This window comes from Streptosporangium sp. NPDC053982 (assembly GCF_055585205.1).
The window spans coordinates 1-16,330 of the sequence record NZ_JBVJKQ010000008.1; the positions used below are offsets into that span (position 1 = coordinate 1).

The following is a 16,330-nucleotide window of genomic DNA, read 5'->3' on the forward strand; positions in this document are numbered from 1 at the left end:
GTGGACCCGTCCGAACCCGGGGAAACGTCCAGAGACGCGAAAGCCCCAGGCCCGAAGAGGGCCGGAACACCCACCCACCGCAGCGCGCGCCACCGCCCGGCCCGACAAGCGTGGACCCGTCCGAACCCGGGGAAACGTCCAGAGACGCGAAAAGCCCCAGCGTGAGAGAAGGGACCCGCCCGAGCCATCCGCAGAGTGAAAAGTTCCAGCCTGCGTGAGGGAGAAGCGCTACGGCTTCAGGGTCAGGAGGCGGTCGTCGCCGCGGCGGGGGGAGCCGCGGCCGTCCTTGTTGCTGGTGCCGAACCACAGTGACCCGTCCCGTGCCGTGGCGACCGCCCGGAGCCTGCCGTACCGGCCCTCGAAGAGCGGGACGGGCTTGCCGGCGGTGCCGTCCGGGTTCAGGGGGACCCGCCAGAGCCGCTGGCCGCGCAGGGCGCCCACCCAGAGGGAGCCGCCGGCGTAGGCCAGGCCGGAGGGGGACGCCTCCGAGGTGGGCCACGTGACGATCGGATCCGTGAAGCGGGAGCCGCCGCCGGTGCCCTCGACCTCGGGCCAGCCGTAGTTGGCGCCCTTCTTGATGAGGTTGATCTCGTCGAAGGATCCGGCGCCGAACTCGCTGGCGTACATCCGCCCGGAACGGTCCCACGCCAGGCCCTCGACGTTGCGATGGCCGTAGCTCCAGATCACGTTCCCGAACGGGTTGCCGGGCGCGGGCTTGCCGTCCTTCGTCATGCGCAGGATCTTGCCGCCCATGGAGCCGAGGTCCTGCGCCAGCGACTGGTTCCCGGTCTCGCCGGTGCTGGCGTACAGGTAACCGTCCGGGCCGAAGGCCAGGCGGCCGCCGTTGTGGATGCCGCCCCGGGGGATGCCGTCGAGGATCACCGTGGGGTCGGCCAGTTCGCGGTCGTAGCGGTAGCGCACGATCCGGTTGTCGCGGGCGGAGGAGAAGTAGACGAAGACCTGGTGGTCGTCGGAGAAGGCCGGGGAGACCGCGACGCCCAGCAGGCCGCCCTCGCCGGAGGGGCTGACGCCGTCGATCCGGCCGGCCTGGGTGACCTTGCCCGCGGGGGTGACGCGCAGCAGCCGGGCGGTGTCGCGTTCGGTCACCAGGGCGTCGCCGCCGGGCAGGAACGCGATGCCCCAGGGGACGGCGAGGTTCTCGGCGAGGGTGCGCGGTTCACCGGCGGGGGAGTCCCGGGGGCTCTGGGCGCCCTGGCCGTCCGGGGTGCTCCGGGTGCCCGGGGTGCTCCGAGTGCTCTGCGGGGCCGGGCCGGAGGAGCGTTCGGCCGGGGCCGCGGAACAGCCGGCCGCCAGGACGGCCCCCGAGGTGACGGCCACGACGAGGGCCGAGCGTGCGAAGCGGATCATGATTACCTCCTCCGTCAATACGGCTGCATACCCGAAGAGGTTCCGGAACGACCGTTGCTGATTCCGTAGTCGGATATCAGCAATCCGGGCATTACGGCCCGGAAGGTCCGTCACGGTGTCACCAGAGCGCGGGCTGCGCTTCGGTGTCCTGAGTACGGTCTCGCGGTTCCTTCCGGCCATGGGCCGGTTCTGCGCCACCTGCCCGCCCACCCGTGGCCTTGCGGCTACGGGTGGTGGCGCGGGTCTTGCGGTCGGCTCCACGCGGTTTCGGAGCTCGCGCTCCCTGGTCTCCGGCCACTCCGGTACCAGTGGTGCACCTCGCCGCGAGAGCGGCGAGGTTTCGGGCTGCGTTCTCGTCCCGGTCCATCACAAGGGGGCAGCCGTCACAGTCGAACACTCGAACATGCAGCGGCAGCTTGGCTTTCACCGCGCCACAGCCCGAGCAGGTCTTGGAGGAGGGATACCAGCGCGACGCCACGACGGTGCGGCCGTCTGCCCACTGACCCTTGTAGGCGAGCTGGCGCCGGATCTCCCCGAACCCGGCGTCAGCGATCTTGCGTGCCAGACGCCGATTGCGGAGCATCCCGGCGACGTTCAGGTCTTCCACCACCACTGTGCCGTACTCGGCGCGAATGCCGGTGGTGAGCTTGTGCAGCGCGTCAGTGCGCAGGTTGCTCACGCGGTGGTGCACCCGGTTGCGTTCGGCGTTGGCCTTGAGCCAGCGTTGCGAAGGCATCTGCCCGGCGCGCCGGTCCGGCCCCCGGCGGCGCGACACCCGGCGCGATGACCGCCTGAGCGTCTTCACCGCGGCGTCGTAGTGCGCCGGGTTCGGCACGTAGCGGATCTTTCCGGCGCTGTCGGCCAGCACCGCCAGCACCTTCACCCCGAGGTCCACCCCCACGGCCACACCGGGCCGGGCCAGGCGGGTGATCTCTCGCTTGACCTCCACCTGGAAGGAGACGAACCAGCGTCCCCGCTCATGGCGCACCGTCGCCGACAGGACGCGGGCGGTCCCGTTGCCAAGGCGGCGCTGGAGCTTGCGGGTGGATTCGTGGGTGCGGATGGTGCCCAGCCGGGGCAGGGTGACATGGCGGCGGTCAGGCTCGACGCGGATGGTACCGGTGGTGAACCGGCAGGCGAGCCGCGCCTTACGCTTCGACTTACGACGCGGCATCCCCATCCGGGCGCCCTGACGTTTGCCGCTTTTTGACTTCGCGTAGTTGTCGAACGCCGCCGCCGCGTTCGCCAGACCGGTGTTGTACGCCTCCTTGGAGTTCTCGCTCCACCAGCCGGCGAAGCGCGAGTCGGTCCGCTTGACCTCGTTGAACGCCTTGCGCAGCGCGGGCAGCGACCACGGCCGCCACGGCGTCAGCCCGGCCTCGGCAACGCCGTACGATTCCTCGGCCTTGCGCTGCCACCAGCAGGACGTCACCCAGGACACGGCCCAGTTGTAGGCGGCCCTGGCCGCGCCGCAGTGTGAACGCAGCGCGGCCTCCTGAGTCGCGTTCGGGTCCAGGGCGAACCGATATGCCTGGACCACGAAACCGGGCTGCGGCTCGAATTTCATTGTTGGCTTTCGTTCGCGGTTGCTGCGGCGATGGCTCTGGCGGCACGGTTCTTCGCCGCCCGTTGCCCGTACAGGCGGGCGCACATGGAGGTGAGCATGTCGGTCATGTCGCGTACCAGGTCGTCGGTGGTCTCCTCCGGATCGAGGATGATCAGCTTCCTGTCGGTTGCGGACAGGGCGGCTTGCAGGTGCTCGACACCGAACCGGGCGAGGCGGTCTTTGTGTTCCACGACGATCACGGTGGCTCGCGGGTCGGACAGAACGCGGTGCAACTTGCGGCGCTTGCCGTTCAAGCCGGAGTCGACTTCAGTGACGACCTCGCCCACCGGCAGGCCACGCTTTGCGGCCTCGGTGACAACGCGGGCGATCTGCCGGTCAAGATCTGGTTTCTGATCCGCCGACGAAACCCGGCAGTACGCGACCACATGGCCGGCAACGTGCTTGAGCGGTTCTTCGACGATCCACGTGCCGGAGGGCGCCTGGCGGACGGGTACAGGCATCTTGCCGTCCTTTACCCATCGCCAGGCGGTCTGATAACTCACGCCTTGCTGGCGCGCCCACTCCGAAAGCTTCACAAATCCATGATACACGACTATGCATGACCATGTTTGTCTATAAAATTTTGAGCAGTTGCCAACCCCCTGGATAATGCGGGACATGAAGATCTGGGTCCCCTCCCGAGCCGCCGCCGACGTCCTGTGTGATCTGCCCGAGGTGGAGTGCGTCGTCTATGACGGCACCGGTCCCCACCCGGCCGGAGCGGAGGAGGTGGAGGTCTGGATACCCCCGCTGATGCCGGTGCCGGACGTCGCCGGGCTGTTGGGCCGGATGACGGGGCTGCGTCTGCTGCAGACCGTCACGGCGGGGGTGGAGACGTACCGGCCGCATCTGCCCGAGGGCGCGGTGCTGTGCAACGCGCGGGGGGTGCACGACGCCGGGACGGCCGAGTGGGCGGTGGGTGCGATGATCGCGGTGCTGCGGGACTTCCCGGAGTTCGCCGCCGCCCAGCGGCGGGGGGAGTGGGCCTACCACCATACGGGCGTGCTCGCCGACTCCACGGTGCTGATCGTCGGTTACGGCTCGATCGGTGAGGCGCTGGAGCGCAGGCTCGACGGGTTCGAGGTGGACGTCGTCCGGGTGGCGAGGACCGCGCGGGACGGCGTGCACGGTCAGGACGAGCTGCCGGAGCTGCTGCCCCGGGCCGACGTGGTGGTGCTGCTGGTGCCGTCCACTCCGGAGACGGCGGGCCTGGTGGACGCGGCGTTCCTGGCGGCGATGAAGGACGGCGCCGTGCTGGTGAACGCGGCCAGGGGCGGGGTGGTGGACACCGGTGCGCTCGTCGCCGAGTTGCGCCGGGGCCGGATCCGGGCCGCGCTCGACGTCACCGACCCCGAGCCGCTGCCTCCCGGGCATCCGCTGTGGACGGCCCCCGGGGTGTTCGTCACCCCGCACGTCGCGGGCAGCACCCCGGCCTCCGGGCGGCGCACGCTGCGGCTGCTCCGCTCGCAGCTTCTGCGGTATCTGGCGGGGGAGCCGCTGAAGAACGTGATCACCGGCCCGTACTGACCGGGAAAGGAATCCGCCCGTGGCTGCCTCGTGACCTCCGCCGCCTACCGTGGATGACGCGATCTCGATCGTTTCATGGTTATCAGATCGGTGACGACTACGGCGTTGTCACCATCCGCGCCGACCGGAGAGCACAGACTGGTCGTGTGCCGCCCCGTTCGGGCGGAGGACGAAGGATGACGTGGTGACAGCGGCGACGCTGGAGCGGCGGCCAAGGGAACGCCGCGGAGGCAGGGCGAGACGACACCGATGGGCAGACGACATTGATCCGCTGGCGTGACCCCCGGGTGCCGCCGGCAGTGGTCGCCGGGTTCGGCGCGGTGGGACTGGCCGCCGCGCTCGTCGGCGGCGCTTCGGCCGCGGTCGCCGGGGCGGTGGCGGGTGTCGCCGCCGCCGCGGTCGCCGTCGTGTCACTGGTCATGGCGGTGCTCCGGATCGCCGACCGGCGCGAGGCGCGTGCCTGGCGCTGGCTGGCGGGGGGCGCGGCAACCTGGCTGGCCGGGGCGGGCGTGCGGCCGATCGCGGACGGCACGCCGTTCGCGGTGAGCTTCGCCGACCTGCTGGTCCTGGCCGGTACGGCGATGCTCTCCATCGGCACGGGACTGTGCGCCGTCCGCCCGGCGTACGGCCGGGCGTCGCTGCGTGACGCGTCCGACGCCTATGTGAGCGCCGCCTCGATATTCCTGGTCGGCTGGGTCGCCCTGCTCGGACCGGCCTACCACGACTCCGGGGGGCCGGGCGTCTTCGCGGTGTCCCTGGCCTCGCCGGTGCTCTGCCTGGCCTTCGCCTGCGCGGTGGGGCCCGCGGTGCTGCCCGCCCGGAAGTCCGCCGGGCCGGTCGGCCTGGCGGCGCTGGGGCTGCTGGCCGCGCTCACCGCCACGGAGACGGCGGGCGCGCTGACCCGGATGACGGGCGACGATCCGTCGCCGCTCGGGCTCTGGCTCGCGCCGGTGGCCTTCCTGCTGTTCGCCGCCGTCCCGTGGTGCCGCCGTATGGCGCGTGCTCCCGGCGCCTCGGGCGAGGAGGACGACCCGGACGTGGACGGAGGCGCGGGTGCGCAGGCCGCTTCCTCGCTGATCGCGGCGGTGCCGCTGATCCTCGTGCTCGTGGCGACCGTGGCCCTGGTCCTGCGGATGCTGGGCGGGGGCGTGGCGGGGCCGCTCGCCGTACCGGCGCTGGTGGCGGCGTCGGTCGTGGCGGTCCTGGTGGTGAGGCTGTTCGTGATGCTGGCCGACGCCGGCCGGATGCGGCGCCTGATGGATCTCGGTGAGCGGCAGCTGCACGACCTCGCGGAGAGCACCGGCGACGTGGTCCTGCTGTGCGACCACGACGGCGTGGTGCGGGAGATCGGCGAGGGGGTGGAGGTCACCTACGGCTACCGTCCCGAGGACATGGTCGGCGGGTCGATCTTCGACTACATCCATCCGGAGGACGTCCCGGGCATCCAGATGGCGCTGCGCGCGATGAGTCTGGAGGACGAGCGGGCCGAGGGCGGCGGCACCTGCATGATCGGGTGCCGGGTGCGGGCGGCCGACGGCACCTGGCGGCCCACCGAGTCGGTGGCCACCCGCCACTCCCGGGGCGAGGACCTCCTGCTGGTCACGACCCGCGACGTCAGCGGCCAGGAGGCGCTGCGCAACCAGGTGGCCCATCTGACGTTCCACGACGGCGTCACCGGTTTGCCCAACCGCTCCTACTTCGAGGAGCGCACCCGGGAGGTGCTGGCCCGTCCCGGGGGCCACAGCGTCGCCGTGGTGTTCCTGGACCTGGACGGGTTCACCGCGGTCAACGACTCGGTGGGTCACGCCAGCGGCGACTACCTCCTGGGGCAGGCGGCCCGCAGGCTCCGCGCGGCCGTACGGGCCGACGACACCCTGGCGCGGTGGGGCGGCGACGAGTTCGCGGTGCTGCTGGAGGTGGCGGGCGACGCCCAGACGGCGGTGGACCTCGCCGAGCGGCTGGTCCGGGCGGTCTCCGCCGAGCCGTTCCGGGTGGCCGACCGCGACATCGCGATGACCGCGAGCGTCGGGGTGGCCTTCGCCGACGAGGAGGTGTCCTCGGCCGACCTGATCCGCAACGCGGACGTGGCGATGGCGCGGGCCAAGGACATCGGCGGGCCGCGGGTGGAGGTGTTCGCCGCGCACATGCACGCCGACGTGGTGCGCCGCCTGGAGCTGGCGGCGGACCTGCAGCGGGCGCTGCTGGAGGACCAGTTCGCGATCGAGTACCAGCCGATGGTGGATCTGGCGACCTCGCGCGTCACCGCGGTGGAGGCGTTGGTGCGCTGGTGGCGGGAGGGCGCGTTCGTGCCGCCGGAGCGGTTCCTCGGCCCGGCCGAGGACACCGGGCTGATCGTCCCGCTGGGCGAGTGGATCCTGCGCCGGGCCTGCCGGGAGGTGGCCGCGTGGCGGGCGTCCTCCTGGGACATCGGGTTGTCGCTCAACCTGTCGGCCCGGCAGATCATGGCCCCGAGGTTCGTCGAGACCGTCGAGTCGGCGCTCGCCGAGAGCGGCCTGCCGCCCAGCGCGCTGTCGCTGGAGGTCATCGAGGAGATGCTGGTCGAGGACGCCGAGGAGACCCTCACGCGGCTGTCGGAGCTGCGTGAGCTGGGGGTGCGGCTGGCCATCGACGACTTCGGGACGGGCTACGCCTCGCTGGCGCTGCTGCGGCAGCTCCCGGTGGACATGATCAAGATCGATCCGTCGTTCGTGTCCGGGCTGGGCGCCGACGAGACGCTGACCCTGCTGACCCGCACGATCGTACGGCTCGGCCACGACCTGGGGCTGATCGTGGTGGCGGAGGGCATCGAGCGGCCCGAGCAGCTCGACCTGCTGCGCGAGATGGGCTGCACCCGGGGGCAGGGTTTCCTGGTGGCGCGGCCGATGGACGCCCGGGGGATCGACGACCTCATGCCCGCGGGCCTGCACAGCGCCGTCTGAGGGCCGTGCCGTACAGCAGGCGTCCCGTACGGCGCGGCCGTCCCATGGGCCTCTCCTGCCCGGAATTTCATCTCGGATCCTGAGACACCCGTCCCACCAATTTGACGCGGGGCCGCAATGTCGGCCATGGTGGGACCCATGCATCACCGTGGGATTCTCGTAGTACTTCGCCGGCGCGCAGGCCGATAAGCGAAGCACTTCGACCTGCGCGCCGCCCCAGACCCGCCCGGCAAGGTGGGATGGGGCCTTTTTTATGCCATACATCCCGCTCAGCCACATGAGGAACGAGCCGATGACCGAGCAGATGACAGGAGCCCAGGCGCTGGTGAGGGCGCTGGAGCACGTCGGGGTCGACACCGTGTTCGGGATCCCCGGCGGCGCGATCCTTCCCGCCTACGATCCCCTTTACGACTCCGCCAAGGTCCGTCACGTGCTCGTACGGCATGAGCAGGGCGCCGGGCACGCGGCCCAGGGGTACGCGCAGGCCACCGGCAGGGTGGGGGTCTGCATGGCCACCAGCGGTCCGGGCGCGACCAACCTGGTCACCCCGATCGCCGACGCCTACATGGACTCGGTCCCGATGGTCGCGATCACCGGCCAGGTGGCCAGCGCCGCCATCGGCACCGACGCGTTCCAGGAAGCCGACATCTCCGGCATCACGATGCCGATCACGAAGCACAACTTCCTGGTCACCGACCCGGCCGACATCGCCCGGACGATCGCCGAGGCGTTCCACATCGCCTCGACCGGCCGTCCCGGGCCGGTCCTGGTGGACATCTCCAAGGACGCCCTCGTGGCCACGACGGAGTTCCAGTGGCCGCCGGTGATGCAGCTCCCCGGCTACCGCCCGGTGACGCGGCCGCACTCCAAGCAGATCCGCGAGGCGGCGAAGCTGATCGTGGAGGCCAGGCGGCCGGTGCTGTACGTCGGCGGCGGCGTCCACAAGGCCGGCGCGGCGCAGGAGCTGCGGGAGTTCGCCGAGCTGACCGGCATCCCGGTGGTCACCACGCTGATGGCGCGCGGCACCTTCCCCGACAGCCACCGCCAGCACCTGGGCATGCCGGGCATGCACGGCTCGGTGCCGGCCGTCGGGGCGCTGCAGCGCTCCGACCTGATCATCGGCCTGGGCGTCCGCTTCGACGACCGCGTCACCGGTGACCTGTCGACCTTCGCGCCGAACGCCCGGGTCGTCCACGCCGACATCGACCCGGCGGAGATCTCCAAGAACCGGCACGCGGACGTCCCGATCGTGGGCGACTGCAAGGAGGTCCTCGCCGAGCTGATCGCCGCGGTGGGCAAGGAGGACCGCAAGGGCGACTACACCGAGTGGTGGGCCCAGCTCGACTCCTACCGCTCGACGTACCCGCTGGGCTACGAGACGTTCGCCGACGGCGCCCTGGCTCCGCAGTACGTCATGGAGCGGCTGAGCGCGCTCGTCGGCCCGGACGCGATCTACACCGCGGGCGTCGGCCAGCACCAGATGTGGGCGGCGCAGTTCATCGGCTACGAGAACCCCGGCACCTTCATCAACTCCGGCGGCGCCGGCACGATGGGCTTCGCGGTCCCGGCGGCGATGGGCGCCAAGATGGGCCGCCCGGACTCCGTCGTCTGGGCGATCGACGGCGACGGCTGCTTCCAGATGACCAACCAGGAGCTGGCGACCTGCACGATCGAGGGCGTGCCGATCAAGGTGGCGGTCATCAACAACGGAAACCTCGGCATGGTCCGGCAGTGGCAGACGCTCTTCTACAACGAGCGCTACTCCAACACGAACCTGCAGACGGTCCGCCGGATCCCCGACTTCGTGAAGCTCGCCGAGGCGTACGGCTGCGTCGGCCTGCGGTGCGAGCGTCCCGAGGACGTGGACGAGGTCATCGAGAAGGCGATGGCGATCAACGACGTCCCGGTCGTGATCGACTTCGTGGTCCACCAGGACGCCATGGTCTGGCCCATGGTCGCGGCCGGGACCAGCAACGACGACATCAGGTTCGCCCGCGACATGGCGCCCGTCTGGGACGGCGAGGACCAGGTGTGAGCGGCGGGCTGACGGACAGGCACGGCGGCTCGGCGAGACGCCCGGCGAGGAGGAAGGCATGAGCAGGCACACGCTCTCGGTGCTGGTGGAGAACAAGCCCGGTGTTCTGGCGCGCGTTGCCGCGCTGTTCAGCCGCCGCGGGTTCAACATCGACTCGCTGGCGGTCGGCCCGACCGAGCACGAGGACATCTCCCGGATGACCATCGTGGTGAACGTCGAGGAGCTGCCGCTGGAGCAGGTCACCAAGCAGCTCAACAAGCTGGTGAACGTTCTGAAGATCGTGGAGCTCGACCCGGCGCAGGCCGTGCAGCGCGAGCTCACGCTGATCAAGGTGCGGGCCGACGCCGAGACCCGGTCCAGCGTGCTGGAACTGGTCAACCTCTTCCGGGCGCGCTGCGTGGACGTCGCCCCGGACGCGGTGACGATCGAGGTCACCGGCACCCCGGACAAGCTCCAGGCGTTCGTGAGGCTCCTTGAGCCGTTCGGCGTCAAGGAGCTCGTCCAGTCGGGCATGGTGGCCATCGGCCGCGGTGCCCGCTCCATCACCGACCGTTCTCTGCGGGCCCTGGACCGGACCGCGTAAGCCGTACGAGAAACCCGAAAGGTTAAGCAAGTGACTGAGATCTTCTACGACGACCAGGCCGACCTGTCGATCATCCAGGGCCGGCACGTGGCCGTCCTGGGGTACGGCAGCCAGGGTCACGCGCACGCGCTGTCCCTGCGCGACTCCGGCGTCGACGTCCGCGTCGGCCTGCCGGAGGGGTCCAAGAGCCGGGAGCGGGCCGAGGCCGACGGCCTGCGCGTGCTCACGCCGGCCGAGGCCGTCGAGGAAGCCGACCTGATCATGATCCTGGCGCCGGACCACATCCAGCGTCACCTGTACGCCGACCACGTCGCCCCGAACCTCGTCGAGGGCGACGCGCTCTTCTTCGGCCACGGCTTCAACATCCGCTACGGCCTCATCGAGGCCCCCGAGGGCGTTGACGTCGCGATGGTCGCCCCCAAGGGCCCCGGCCACCTCGTCCGCCGCCAGTACAGCGCCGGTCGCGGCGTGCCGTGTCTCGTCGCGGTGGAGAAGGACGCCAGCGGCAACGCCTGGGACCTCGCGCTGTCCTACGCCAAGGCCATCGGCGGCACCCGCGCCGGCGCGCTGAAGACCACCTTCACCGAGGAGACCGAGACCGACCTCTTCGGCGAGCAGGCGGTCCTCTGCGGCGGCGTCTCCGAGCTGATCAAGGCCGGGTTCGAGACCCTCATCGAGGCCGGCTACCAGCCCGAGGTCGCCTACTTCGAGTGCCTGCACGAGATGAAGCTGATCGTCGACCTGATGTACGAGGGCGGCATCCACAAGATGTACTGGTCGGTCTCCGACACCGCCGAGTACGGCGGCTACTCCCGCGGCCCGCGCATCGTGACGGAGGAGACCAAGAAGGAGATGCAGCGCATCCTCGCGGAGATCCGGTCCGGCGAGTTCGCCCGCGAGCTGGTCGACGAGTTCGACAGCGGCCAGAAGAAGTTCACCGCCTACCGCGAGGACCTGGCCCAGCACCCGATCGAGACCACCGGCGCCAAGCTCCGCCCGATGATGAGCTGGCTGAAGTAGCGGCGCGCCCCTCCCGGACCCGCTGTCCGGGAGGGGCGCCCCGTACGGCGACGCCCCCGCGGACGGTCACCCGACCGCGGGGGCGTCGCCGTCTCCTCCGCTCTCCGGGCCGTCCGCGGGGAGGAACGGAACCGGCCCGGCCCAGGTGAGGAGGAGAGGGGGAGGGCCTTACGGCGTCCTTCAGCGGGCGGCGAAGTCCTGGGTCCAGTAGATCTGGCCCTTGGAGTTCTTGGCCGCGCCGACGCCGATGAGGGTGTACTTGCAGTTCATGATGTTGGCCCGGTGGCCCGAGCTGTTCATCCAGGCGGTGACCACGGAGGCCGGGGTCGGCTGGCCCATGGCGATGTTCTCCGCCCAGCCCGATCCGCCGGTGAAGCCCGCCGCGCGGATGCGGTCCATGAAGCTGCGGCCGTCCTGGGAGGTGTGGCTGAAGTAGTTCTTGGCGGCCATGTCGGCGGAGTGGCCGTAGGCGGCGGCGCGGAGCTGCGCGTCGTGCTTGAGCGGCTGGCAGCCGCCCTTCGCGCGCTCCGCGTTGGTCAGGCGCAGCACCTCGTTCTCGTCGGCCGTGCCGACCGCGCCTCCGGGGGAGGAGGCGGTGGGGGTGGGCTTGGGAGTGGGCTTGACGGTGGCCGTGGCCGTCGGGGCGGGGGTCAGGGTCGGCAGCGGAGTGGCCGGCGTGGTGGGCTTGGCCGTCGCGGTGGGGGCGGCGGTCGGAGCCGCGGTGGGCGTGGCCGACGCGGTGGGTGCGGACGTCGGGCCCGTCGTCGGGGCCTTCGTGGGAGTCGCCGTGCCCGTGGGCGAGGGGGTGGCGGTCGGCGTCGAGGCGTCACACGAGAGCCTGGCCGCCCGGGAGACGTCGGTGTTGCCGCGGTTGTCGCGCACGACGGTGTAGTAGACGCCCGGCGCGCACCGCAGGGTCATGATGGCCCGCCCGTTGCGGCCCTTGTACGCGCCGCTCTTGACGACCGGGTCGGCGCCGGCGACGGCCCGCTTGATCTGGATCCGCACCAGGGCGGAGTCGCGGCAGCCGAGCCGCGTGGCGGAGGCGTGGATCTTCCCGGTGGCGGTGACGACGGGCCGGTCCGCGTGGACGTCGCACGAGGACGGCCAGGCCGCCGCGTTCGCGGCGACGGGAGCGCTCAGGGCCGCCAGAGTTCCAATGCACACGAGTGCACCCAGCGGTCTGCGCATATCGATTCCTCCAGAGGGGTCGAGGCTGGATCGAACCCGTATTCTGGCGGCGCCACAACGCCCCTGTCACGAAATTTCGGACAAAATCTTGAGTTGTAGGTAAACCAAAGTGATCAGTGGTGCGTCTGGGACCGTTCCTATATGTCCGAAAATATGCCCTTGAACTGGTCTGCCGCCGCCGTGCGGACACGGCGGCGGCAGGGGCCCGGCGGGCGGGAAAATCTTTCCCGGTCGATCGGTTCCGGCGGACCGTACGGTCACATCCGGTGGATGCTCAGGTCACACCGGGTGAGATCGAGAGCCGGGGAGGGCCGGCGCCGGGCGGGACGGCGGGTCAGCACTGGGCGGGCTTCAGCCACGAGCACTCCAGCTCCGGAGCGTCCCCGTCCTGCGGCGTCTGCTTGAGCTGGACGACCGTGTCCACCGGCGCGTCGCGGCGGAACTGCGCGAGACGGACGGCGATCCTGTCCTCGATGTCCCGGGGAGCTCCGGACAGGTACTGGTTGAGCATGACGGAGAAGACCAGCGGCTCGTTGTCGGCGCTGGTCACGTAGCCCGACAGCGAGGTGACGCCGGTCAGCGAGCCGGTCTTGGCGTGGACGTTCCCGGCCGCGGGCGTGCCGCGCATCCGGTTGCGCAGCGTCCCGCCGACCATGCGGTCGGCCTGGCCCGCGATCGGCAGCGCGCCGTACCAGGCGTCGAACCACGGCTTGGCGCGCAGCGCGGCGAGGTAGCGCGTCAGCTCGCCCGGGGTGAAGCCGTCCATCCGCGACAGGCCGGAGCCGTCCCGCAGGCTCAGCGTCGTCACGCCGTTCGCCTTGGCGAAGGAGGTGATCGCGGCGAGCCCGGCGCCCCACGTCCCGGCGCCCGAGACCTTGCGCCCGATCGCCTTGGCGAGGATCTCGGCGTGCATGTTGTTGCTGAGCTTCATGAACGGCACCAGCAGCTCACGAAGTGTCATCGACTCGTGCGAGGCCACGACGGCCGCGCCCTCCGGGGCCGCCGCGCGGGCCGTGCCGCCCAGCACCCGCACCCCGTGCCTGGCCAGCGCCGCGCGCAGCAGCGAGGCGGCGTAGCCCGTGGGGTCGTCGACGGTGACCCACTCCTGCTGCTCGTCCGCGACGGTGCCGGTGATCACCACGGTGTTCGTGCCGTGCAGGCGCTCGATGGTGACGTCGGTCTCGGCGCCGGTCACGGCACGGTTGTCGATCTTCAGGTAGTCCGTCTCGGGCGTGGTGGTGACCTTGGGCCGCTTTCCGGCGCTCCCGGGGGCCACCGAGACGATGACGGTGCCGGCGTCGTAGTCGGTGTCGGGGGAAGCGGTCAGCGCCGAGATCTGCGCCGCGTAGTAGTAGGGCTCGTCGTCCCACGCCCAGTCGGTGCCGAGCCGTACGTCGTCGAACCAGGTGTCGTCGGCCACCAGCCTGCCGGTGACCACCTTGATCCCGGAGGCGGCGACCTCGGCGGCCAGCGCGTCGTAGTCGGCGGCGAGCATGGTGGGGTCGCCGGTCCCCCTGAGGTAGAGGTCCCCGGCCAGGGCCGAGCCCGCCCGGCGGCCGGTAGACAGCACGCTCGTGGTGAAGCGGAAGTCCAGGCCGAGGTTCTCCACGGCGGCGGCGGAGGTCAGCAGCTTGGTGTTGGAGGCGGGGGTGAGGATCTTTCCGGAGTCCACGGCGTAGAGCTCCTCGCCGGAGACCGCGCTGCGGACCACCACCCCCGCCCGCGCCGGCGTGAGCCGGGCGTCGCCGAGGATCTGGTCGATGTCCTTGACCAGGTCCACCACGCCGGGGGCCGGTCCGAGGGCGCCGGCCGGGGCGGCCGAGCCGGTCGTGGCCCAGGTGAGGCCGGTGAGCAGGAGGGCCGAAACAGAGAGGGTGGTACGTCGCGAGGGCCGCACGGTCGCTCCAGGTGCTAGGCGTCTGCGGAGATCATCGACACCTACGGCCCGCCCGACAATACGGAAATATTCGTATCTTTCACCCCTGTTGGGCCGGTGGCGGGTGGGGTTGAATGTGGCAATGGTCACACCGGCTCCCACCCCCCGCCCCGCCGGAGCCGCCGCCGTCACCGTGCCGCGCGGGGTGCGCGTCGGCTACGGGGTCGGATCGGTCTGCACCGCGACGTTCTCCACGGTCCCGGGCCTGCTGCTGCTGTTCTACATGACCAACGTGCTGGCGGTCCCCGCCTGGATCGCCGGCGCGGTGGCCTTCCTGCCCAAGCTCTGGGACATGGTCATCAACCCCTGGGTCGGCCAGCGCTCCGACCGCACGGTCTCCCGGCTCGGCGCGCGCCGCCCCTGGATGCTGGTGGGCGCGGTCACCCTTCCGGTGACCTTCGCACTGACCTTCGCCGGGCCGCCGCTGACCGGCCTGCCCGCCGCGCTGTACGTCACCGTCTGCTACTTCCTCACCGCCACGGCCTACGCCTTCTACGAGGTGCCCTACAAGGCGATGGCCACCGAGATGACCGACGACTACCACGAGCGCTCGTCGCTGCTCCAGTGGAAGATGGTCTTCCTGGGCCTGGCGATCCTGCTGTCCGGGGCCGGCGCGCCCGCCCTCGCCGGGACCGAGGTGAGCGGCTACCGGCTCATGGGCCTGGTCGTCGGCGCGGTGCTGCTGGCGTCCATGCTCGCCTCCGTCGCCGGTACGGCCCGCGCCCCGCTGGCCGGCCGGGCCGAGGCCGAGCCGTCGCTGCGGGCGCAGTTCGCCGCGGCCCGCTCCAGCCGGCCGTTCATGGTCCTGCTCGCCCTGAGCTGCGCGCAGATGTTCGCCGCGGGCACCCTGCTGGCCGGCGCGCCGTACCTCGCCACCTACGTCCTCGGCGCGCCCGGGGCGACCACCACGCTCTTCCTGTGCGTGGTCGGGCCGCTGCTGGTCACCATGCCGCTGTGGACGTGGCTGTCGCGGCGCTACGACAAGCGCGGCGCGATGATGCTGTCGGCGGCGCTGTTCGCCGCGGGCACGGCCGCGCTGGCGCTCGCCGGCCGGTTCGGCGCGGGCTACACGCACGCCTGCGTGCTCCTCGTCGGCATCGGCTACGCCGGGTTCCAGCTCCTGCAGTTCTCCATGCTCTCGGATGTGATCGTCCACGACGCGTCGGTCACCGGCAGGCGCCGCGCCGGGGTGTTCACCGGCCTGTGGACGGCCTGCGAGACCGTGGTCTTCGCGCTCGGGGCGCTGGTGCTGGGCTGGCTGCTCGGCGCGGCCGGGTTCGTGGAGTCCGCCGCCTCGGAGGCGGTGACCCAGCCCGGCTCGGCGATCGACGCCGTCCTGTACGGCGGGGCGCTGATCCCCGCGCTCGCGGCCGGGGCCAGCGTGCTGCTCACACTGCGCTACCCCATCACCGCCGAGACGATGCGGGCGGCGGACACCGCCGGTGCGGCCGTGGCGGGGGAGGAGCCGGGGATCACGGCGCACGGATGACGGACCGGAGCCGGCCGGAGCATGATCCGGTTCAGGCCGGCTGGGGCGTGATCACCAGGAAGCCGCAGTCACCGAAGGACAGCACGTCGCCCGGCCGTACCAGGGCCGGTCCGACCAGACGCCAGTCGTTCAGCCGGGTGCCGTTGAGCGAGCCGAGATCGACGACGATCCAGCCGTCCTCGGCGCGGCGCAGCTCGGCGTGCATCCGGGAGACGGTCAGGTCGGCCAGCACCAGGTCGCAGGCCGAGCCCCGCCCCACCACGTAGCGGACGCGGTCGTCGCCGGGCAGCGCGAGGCGGGGCAGCCGGGGGCGCCGCCAGGCCGACTCGACCCGGCGGGTGAAGTCGGACGCCGAGGCGACGACGTCGGTCACCATCCGCCGCAGCCGGCCGCGCGGCGGCAGGTCGGCGATCAGGCTCTCCAGCTCGCCCTGACTGCGGGCGCGCAGCGCCATGTCGACCCGGCCGAGGAACGTCTCGTGCGAGAGGCGGCCCTCGACGGCGCGGTCGCGGAGCTCGTTGATGGCGCGGTCGCGGTCCCCATCGGACGCGCGGGACGGGGGAGGCGGCGAGCTCATCCCCCGAGTATCCGCCCCGTCGGCGGAACCTGTCCAGAATATGCGGATCTCTTGCCGTG

The 16,330-nt window shown here is 71.4% G+C and carries 12 protein-coding genes; 6 read left to right on the forward strand and 6 right to left on the reverse strand.

The features are described from left to right. Nucleotides 1-228: 228 nt before the first annotated feature. The 3 genes from ACZ6W9_RS15465 to ACZ6W9_RS15475 form a co-directional block, all read right to left on the reverse strand. Complete coding sequence (locus ACZ6W9_RS15465) at nt 229-1,368, reverse strand: PQQ-dependent sugar dehydrogenase (RefSeq protein ID WP_470118228.1); 1,140 nt, start codon at nt 1,366-1,368, stop codon at nt 229-231. A gap of 118 nt (nt 1,369-1,486) precedes the next feature. Further along, entirely contained in the window at nt 1,487-2,935 is a 1,449-nt protein-coding gene (gene tnpB / locus ACZ6W9_RS15470) for an IS607 family element RNA-guided endonuclease TnpB (RefSeq protein ID WP_470118229.1), read from the reverse strand. Then, entirely contained in the window at nt 2,932-3,510 is a 579-nt protein-coding gene (locus tag ACZ6W9_RS15475) for an IS607 family transposase (RefSeq protein WP_470118231.1), read from the reverse strand. Before ACZ6W9_RS15475 ends, tnpB begins: the two co-directional genes overlap by 4 nt. An 82-nt stretch (nt 3,511-3,592) precedes the next feature. Between ACZ6W9_RS15475 and ACZ6W9_RS15480 the strand changes: the two genes are divergently transcribed. From ACZ6W9_RS15480 to ilvC, 5 genes are all read left to right on the forward strand, one after another. Then, the gene (locus tag ACZ6W9_RS15480) at nt 3,593-4,501 is read left to right on the forward strand and encodes a 2-hydroxyacid dehydrogenase (protein ID WP_470118233.1); all 909 of its coding nucleotides are present in this window, start codon (nt 3,593-3,595) and stop codon (nt 4,499-4,501) included. Between the two features lie 263 nt (nt 4,502-4,764). Next, on the forward strand, nt 4,765-7,440 hold the full coding sequence (locus tag ACZ6W9_RS15485; protein WP_470118235.1) for a putative bifunctional diguanylate cyclase/phosphodiesterase: 2,676 nt from the start codon (nt 4,765-4,767) through the stop codon (nt 7,438-7,440). A 277-nt stretch (nt 7,441-7,717) separates the two neighbouring features. After that, the gene (locus ACZ6W9_RS15490) at nt 7,718-9,475 is read left to right on the forward strand and encodes an acetolactate synthase large subunit (protein WP_362946928.1); all 1,758 of its coding nucleotides are present in this window, start codon (nt 7,718-7,720) and stop codon (nt 9,473-9,475) included. 58 nt (nt 9,476-9,533) lie between these two features. After that, entirely contained in the window at nt 9,534-10,058 is a 525-nt protein-coding gene (gene ilvN, locus ACZ6W9_RS15495) for an acetolactate synthase small subunit (RefSeq protein ID WP_179824903.1), read from the forward strand. A 39-nt stretch (nt 10,059-10,097) separates the two neighbouring features. Next, nucleotides 10,098-11,078, forward strand: coding sequence for a ketol-acid reductoisomerase (ilvC, locus tag ACZ6W9_RS15500; protein ID WP_362946931.1), 981 nt, complete (start codon nt 10,098-10,100; stop codon nt 11,076-11,078). 180 nt (nt 11,079-11,258) lie between these two features. Here the strand turns inward: ilvC and ACZ6W9_RS15505 are convergent, their stop codons facing one another. Together ACZ6W9_RS15505 and dacB are read right to left on the reverse strand one after the other, a co-directional pair. Next, nucleotides 11,259-12,245: a CAP domain-containing protein gene (locus ACZ6W9_RS15505; RefSeq protein WP_362946915.1), complete on the reverse strand. Its 987-nt coding sequence runs from the start codon at nt 12,243-12,245 to the stop codon at nt 11,259-11,261. 358 nt (nt 12,246-12,603) lie between these two features. Next, nucleotides 12,604-14,166, reverse strand: coding sequence for a D-alanyl-D-alanine carboxypeptidase/D-alanyl-D-alanine endopeptidase (gene dacB, locus ACZ6W9_RS15510; RefSeq protein ID WP_389959764.1), 1,563 nt, complete (start codon nt 14,164-14,166; stop codon nt 12,604-12,606). A 121-nt stretch (nt 14,167-14,287) separates the two neighbouring features. On the opposite strand from dacB, the gene ACZ6W9_RS15515 reads away from it, so the two are divergent. Beyond that, complete coding sequence (locus tag ACZ6W9_RS15515) at nt 14,288-15,694, forward strand: MFS transporter (RefSeq protein ID WP_389959767.1); 1,407 nt, start codon at nt 14,288-14,290, stop codon at nt 15,692-15,694. Between the two features lie 31 nt (nt 15,695-15,725). On the opposite strand, the gene ACZ6W9_RS15520 is transcribed toward ACZ6W9_RS15515, so the two are convergent. Beyond that, complete coding sequence (locus ACZ6W9_RS15520; protein ID WP_389959770.1) at nt 15,726-16,271, reverse strand: FHA domain-containing protein; 546 nt, start codon at nt 16,269-16,271, stop codon at nt 15,726-15,728. Between the last annotated feature and the right edge of the window lie 59 nt (nt 16,272-16,330).

What these genes read in the sequence shown, in the direction of transcription:
- ilvN (WP_179824903.1), top strand. Translation starts at nt 9,534, where the DNA reads ATGAGCAGGCACACGCTCTCGGTGCTGGTGGAGAACAAGCCCGGTGTT.
- ACZ6W9_RS15465 (WP_470118228.1), bottom strand. Translation starts at nt 1,368, where the DNA reads ATGATCCGCTTCGCACGCTCGGCCCTCGTCGTGGCCGTCACCTCGGGG.
- tnpB (WP_470118229.1), bottom strand. Translation starts at nt 2,935, where the DNA reads ATGAAATTCGAGCCGCAGCCCGGTTTCGTGGTCCAGGCATATCGGTTC.
- ACZ6W9_RS15480 (WP_470118233.1), top strand. Translation starts at nt 3,593, where the DNA reads ATGAAGATCTGGGTCCCCTCCCGAGCCGCCGCCGACGTCCTGTGTGAT.
- ACZ6W9_RS15490 (WP_362946928.1), top strand. Translation starts at nt 7,718, where the DNA reads ATGAGGAACGAGCCGATGACCGAGCAGATGACAGGAGCCCAGGCGCTG.
- ACZ6W9_RS15520 (WP_389959770.1), bottom strand. Translation starts at nt 16,271, where the DNA reads ATGAGCTCGCCGCCTCCCCCGTCCCGCGCGTCCGATGGGGACCGCGAC.
- ACZ6W9_RS15515 (WP_389959767.1), top strand. Translation starts at nt 14,288, where the DNA reads ATGGTCACACCGGCTCCCACCCCCCGCCCCGCCGGAGCCGCCGCCGTC.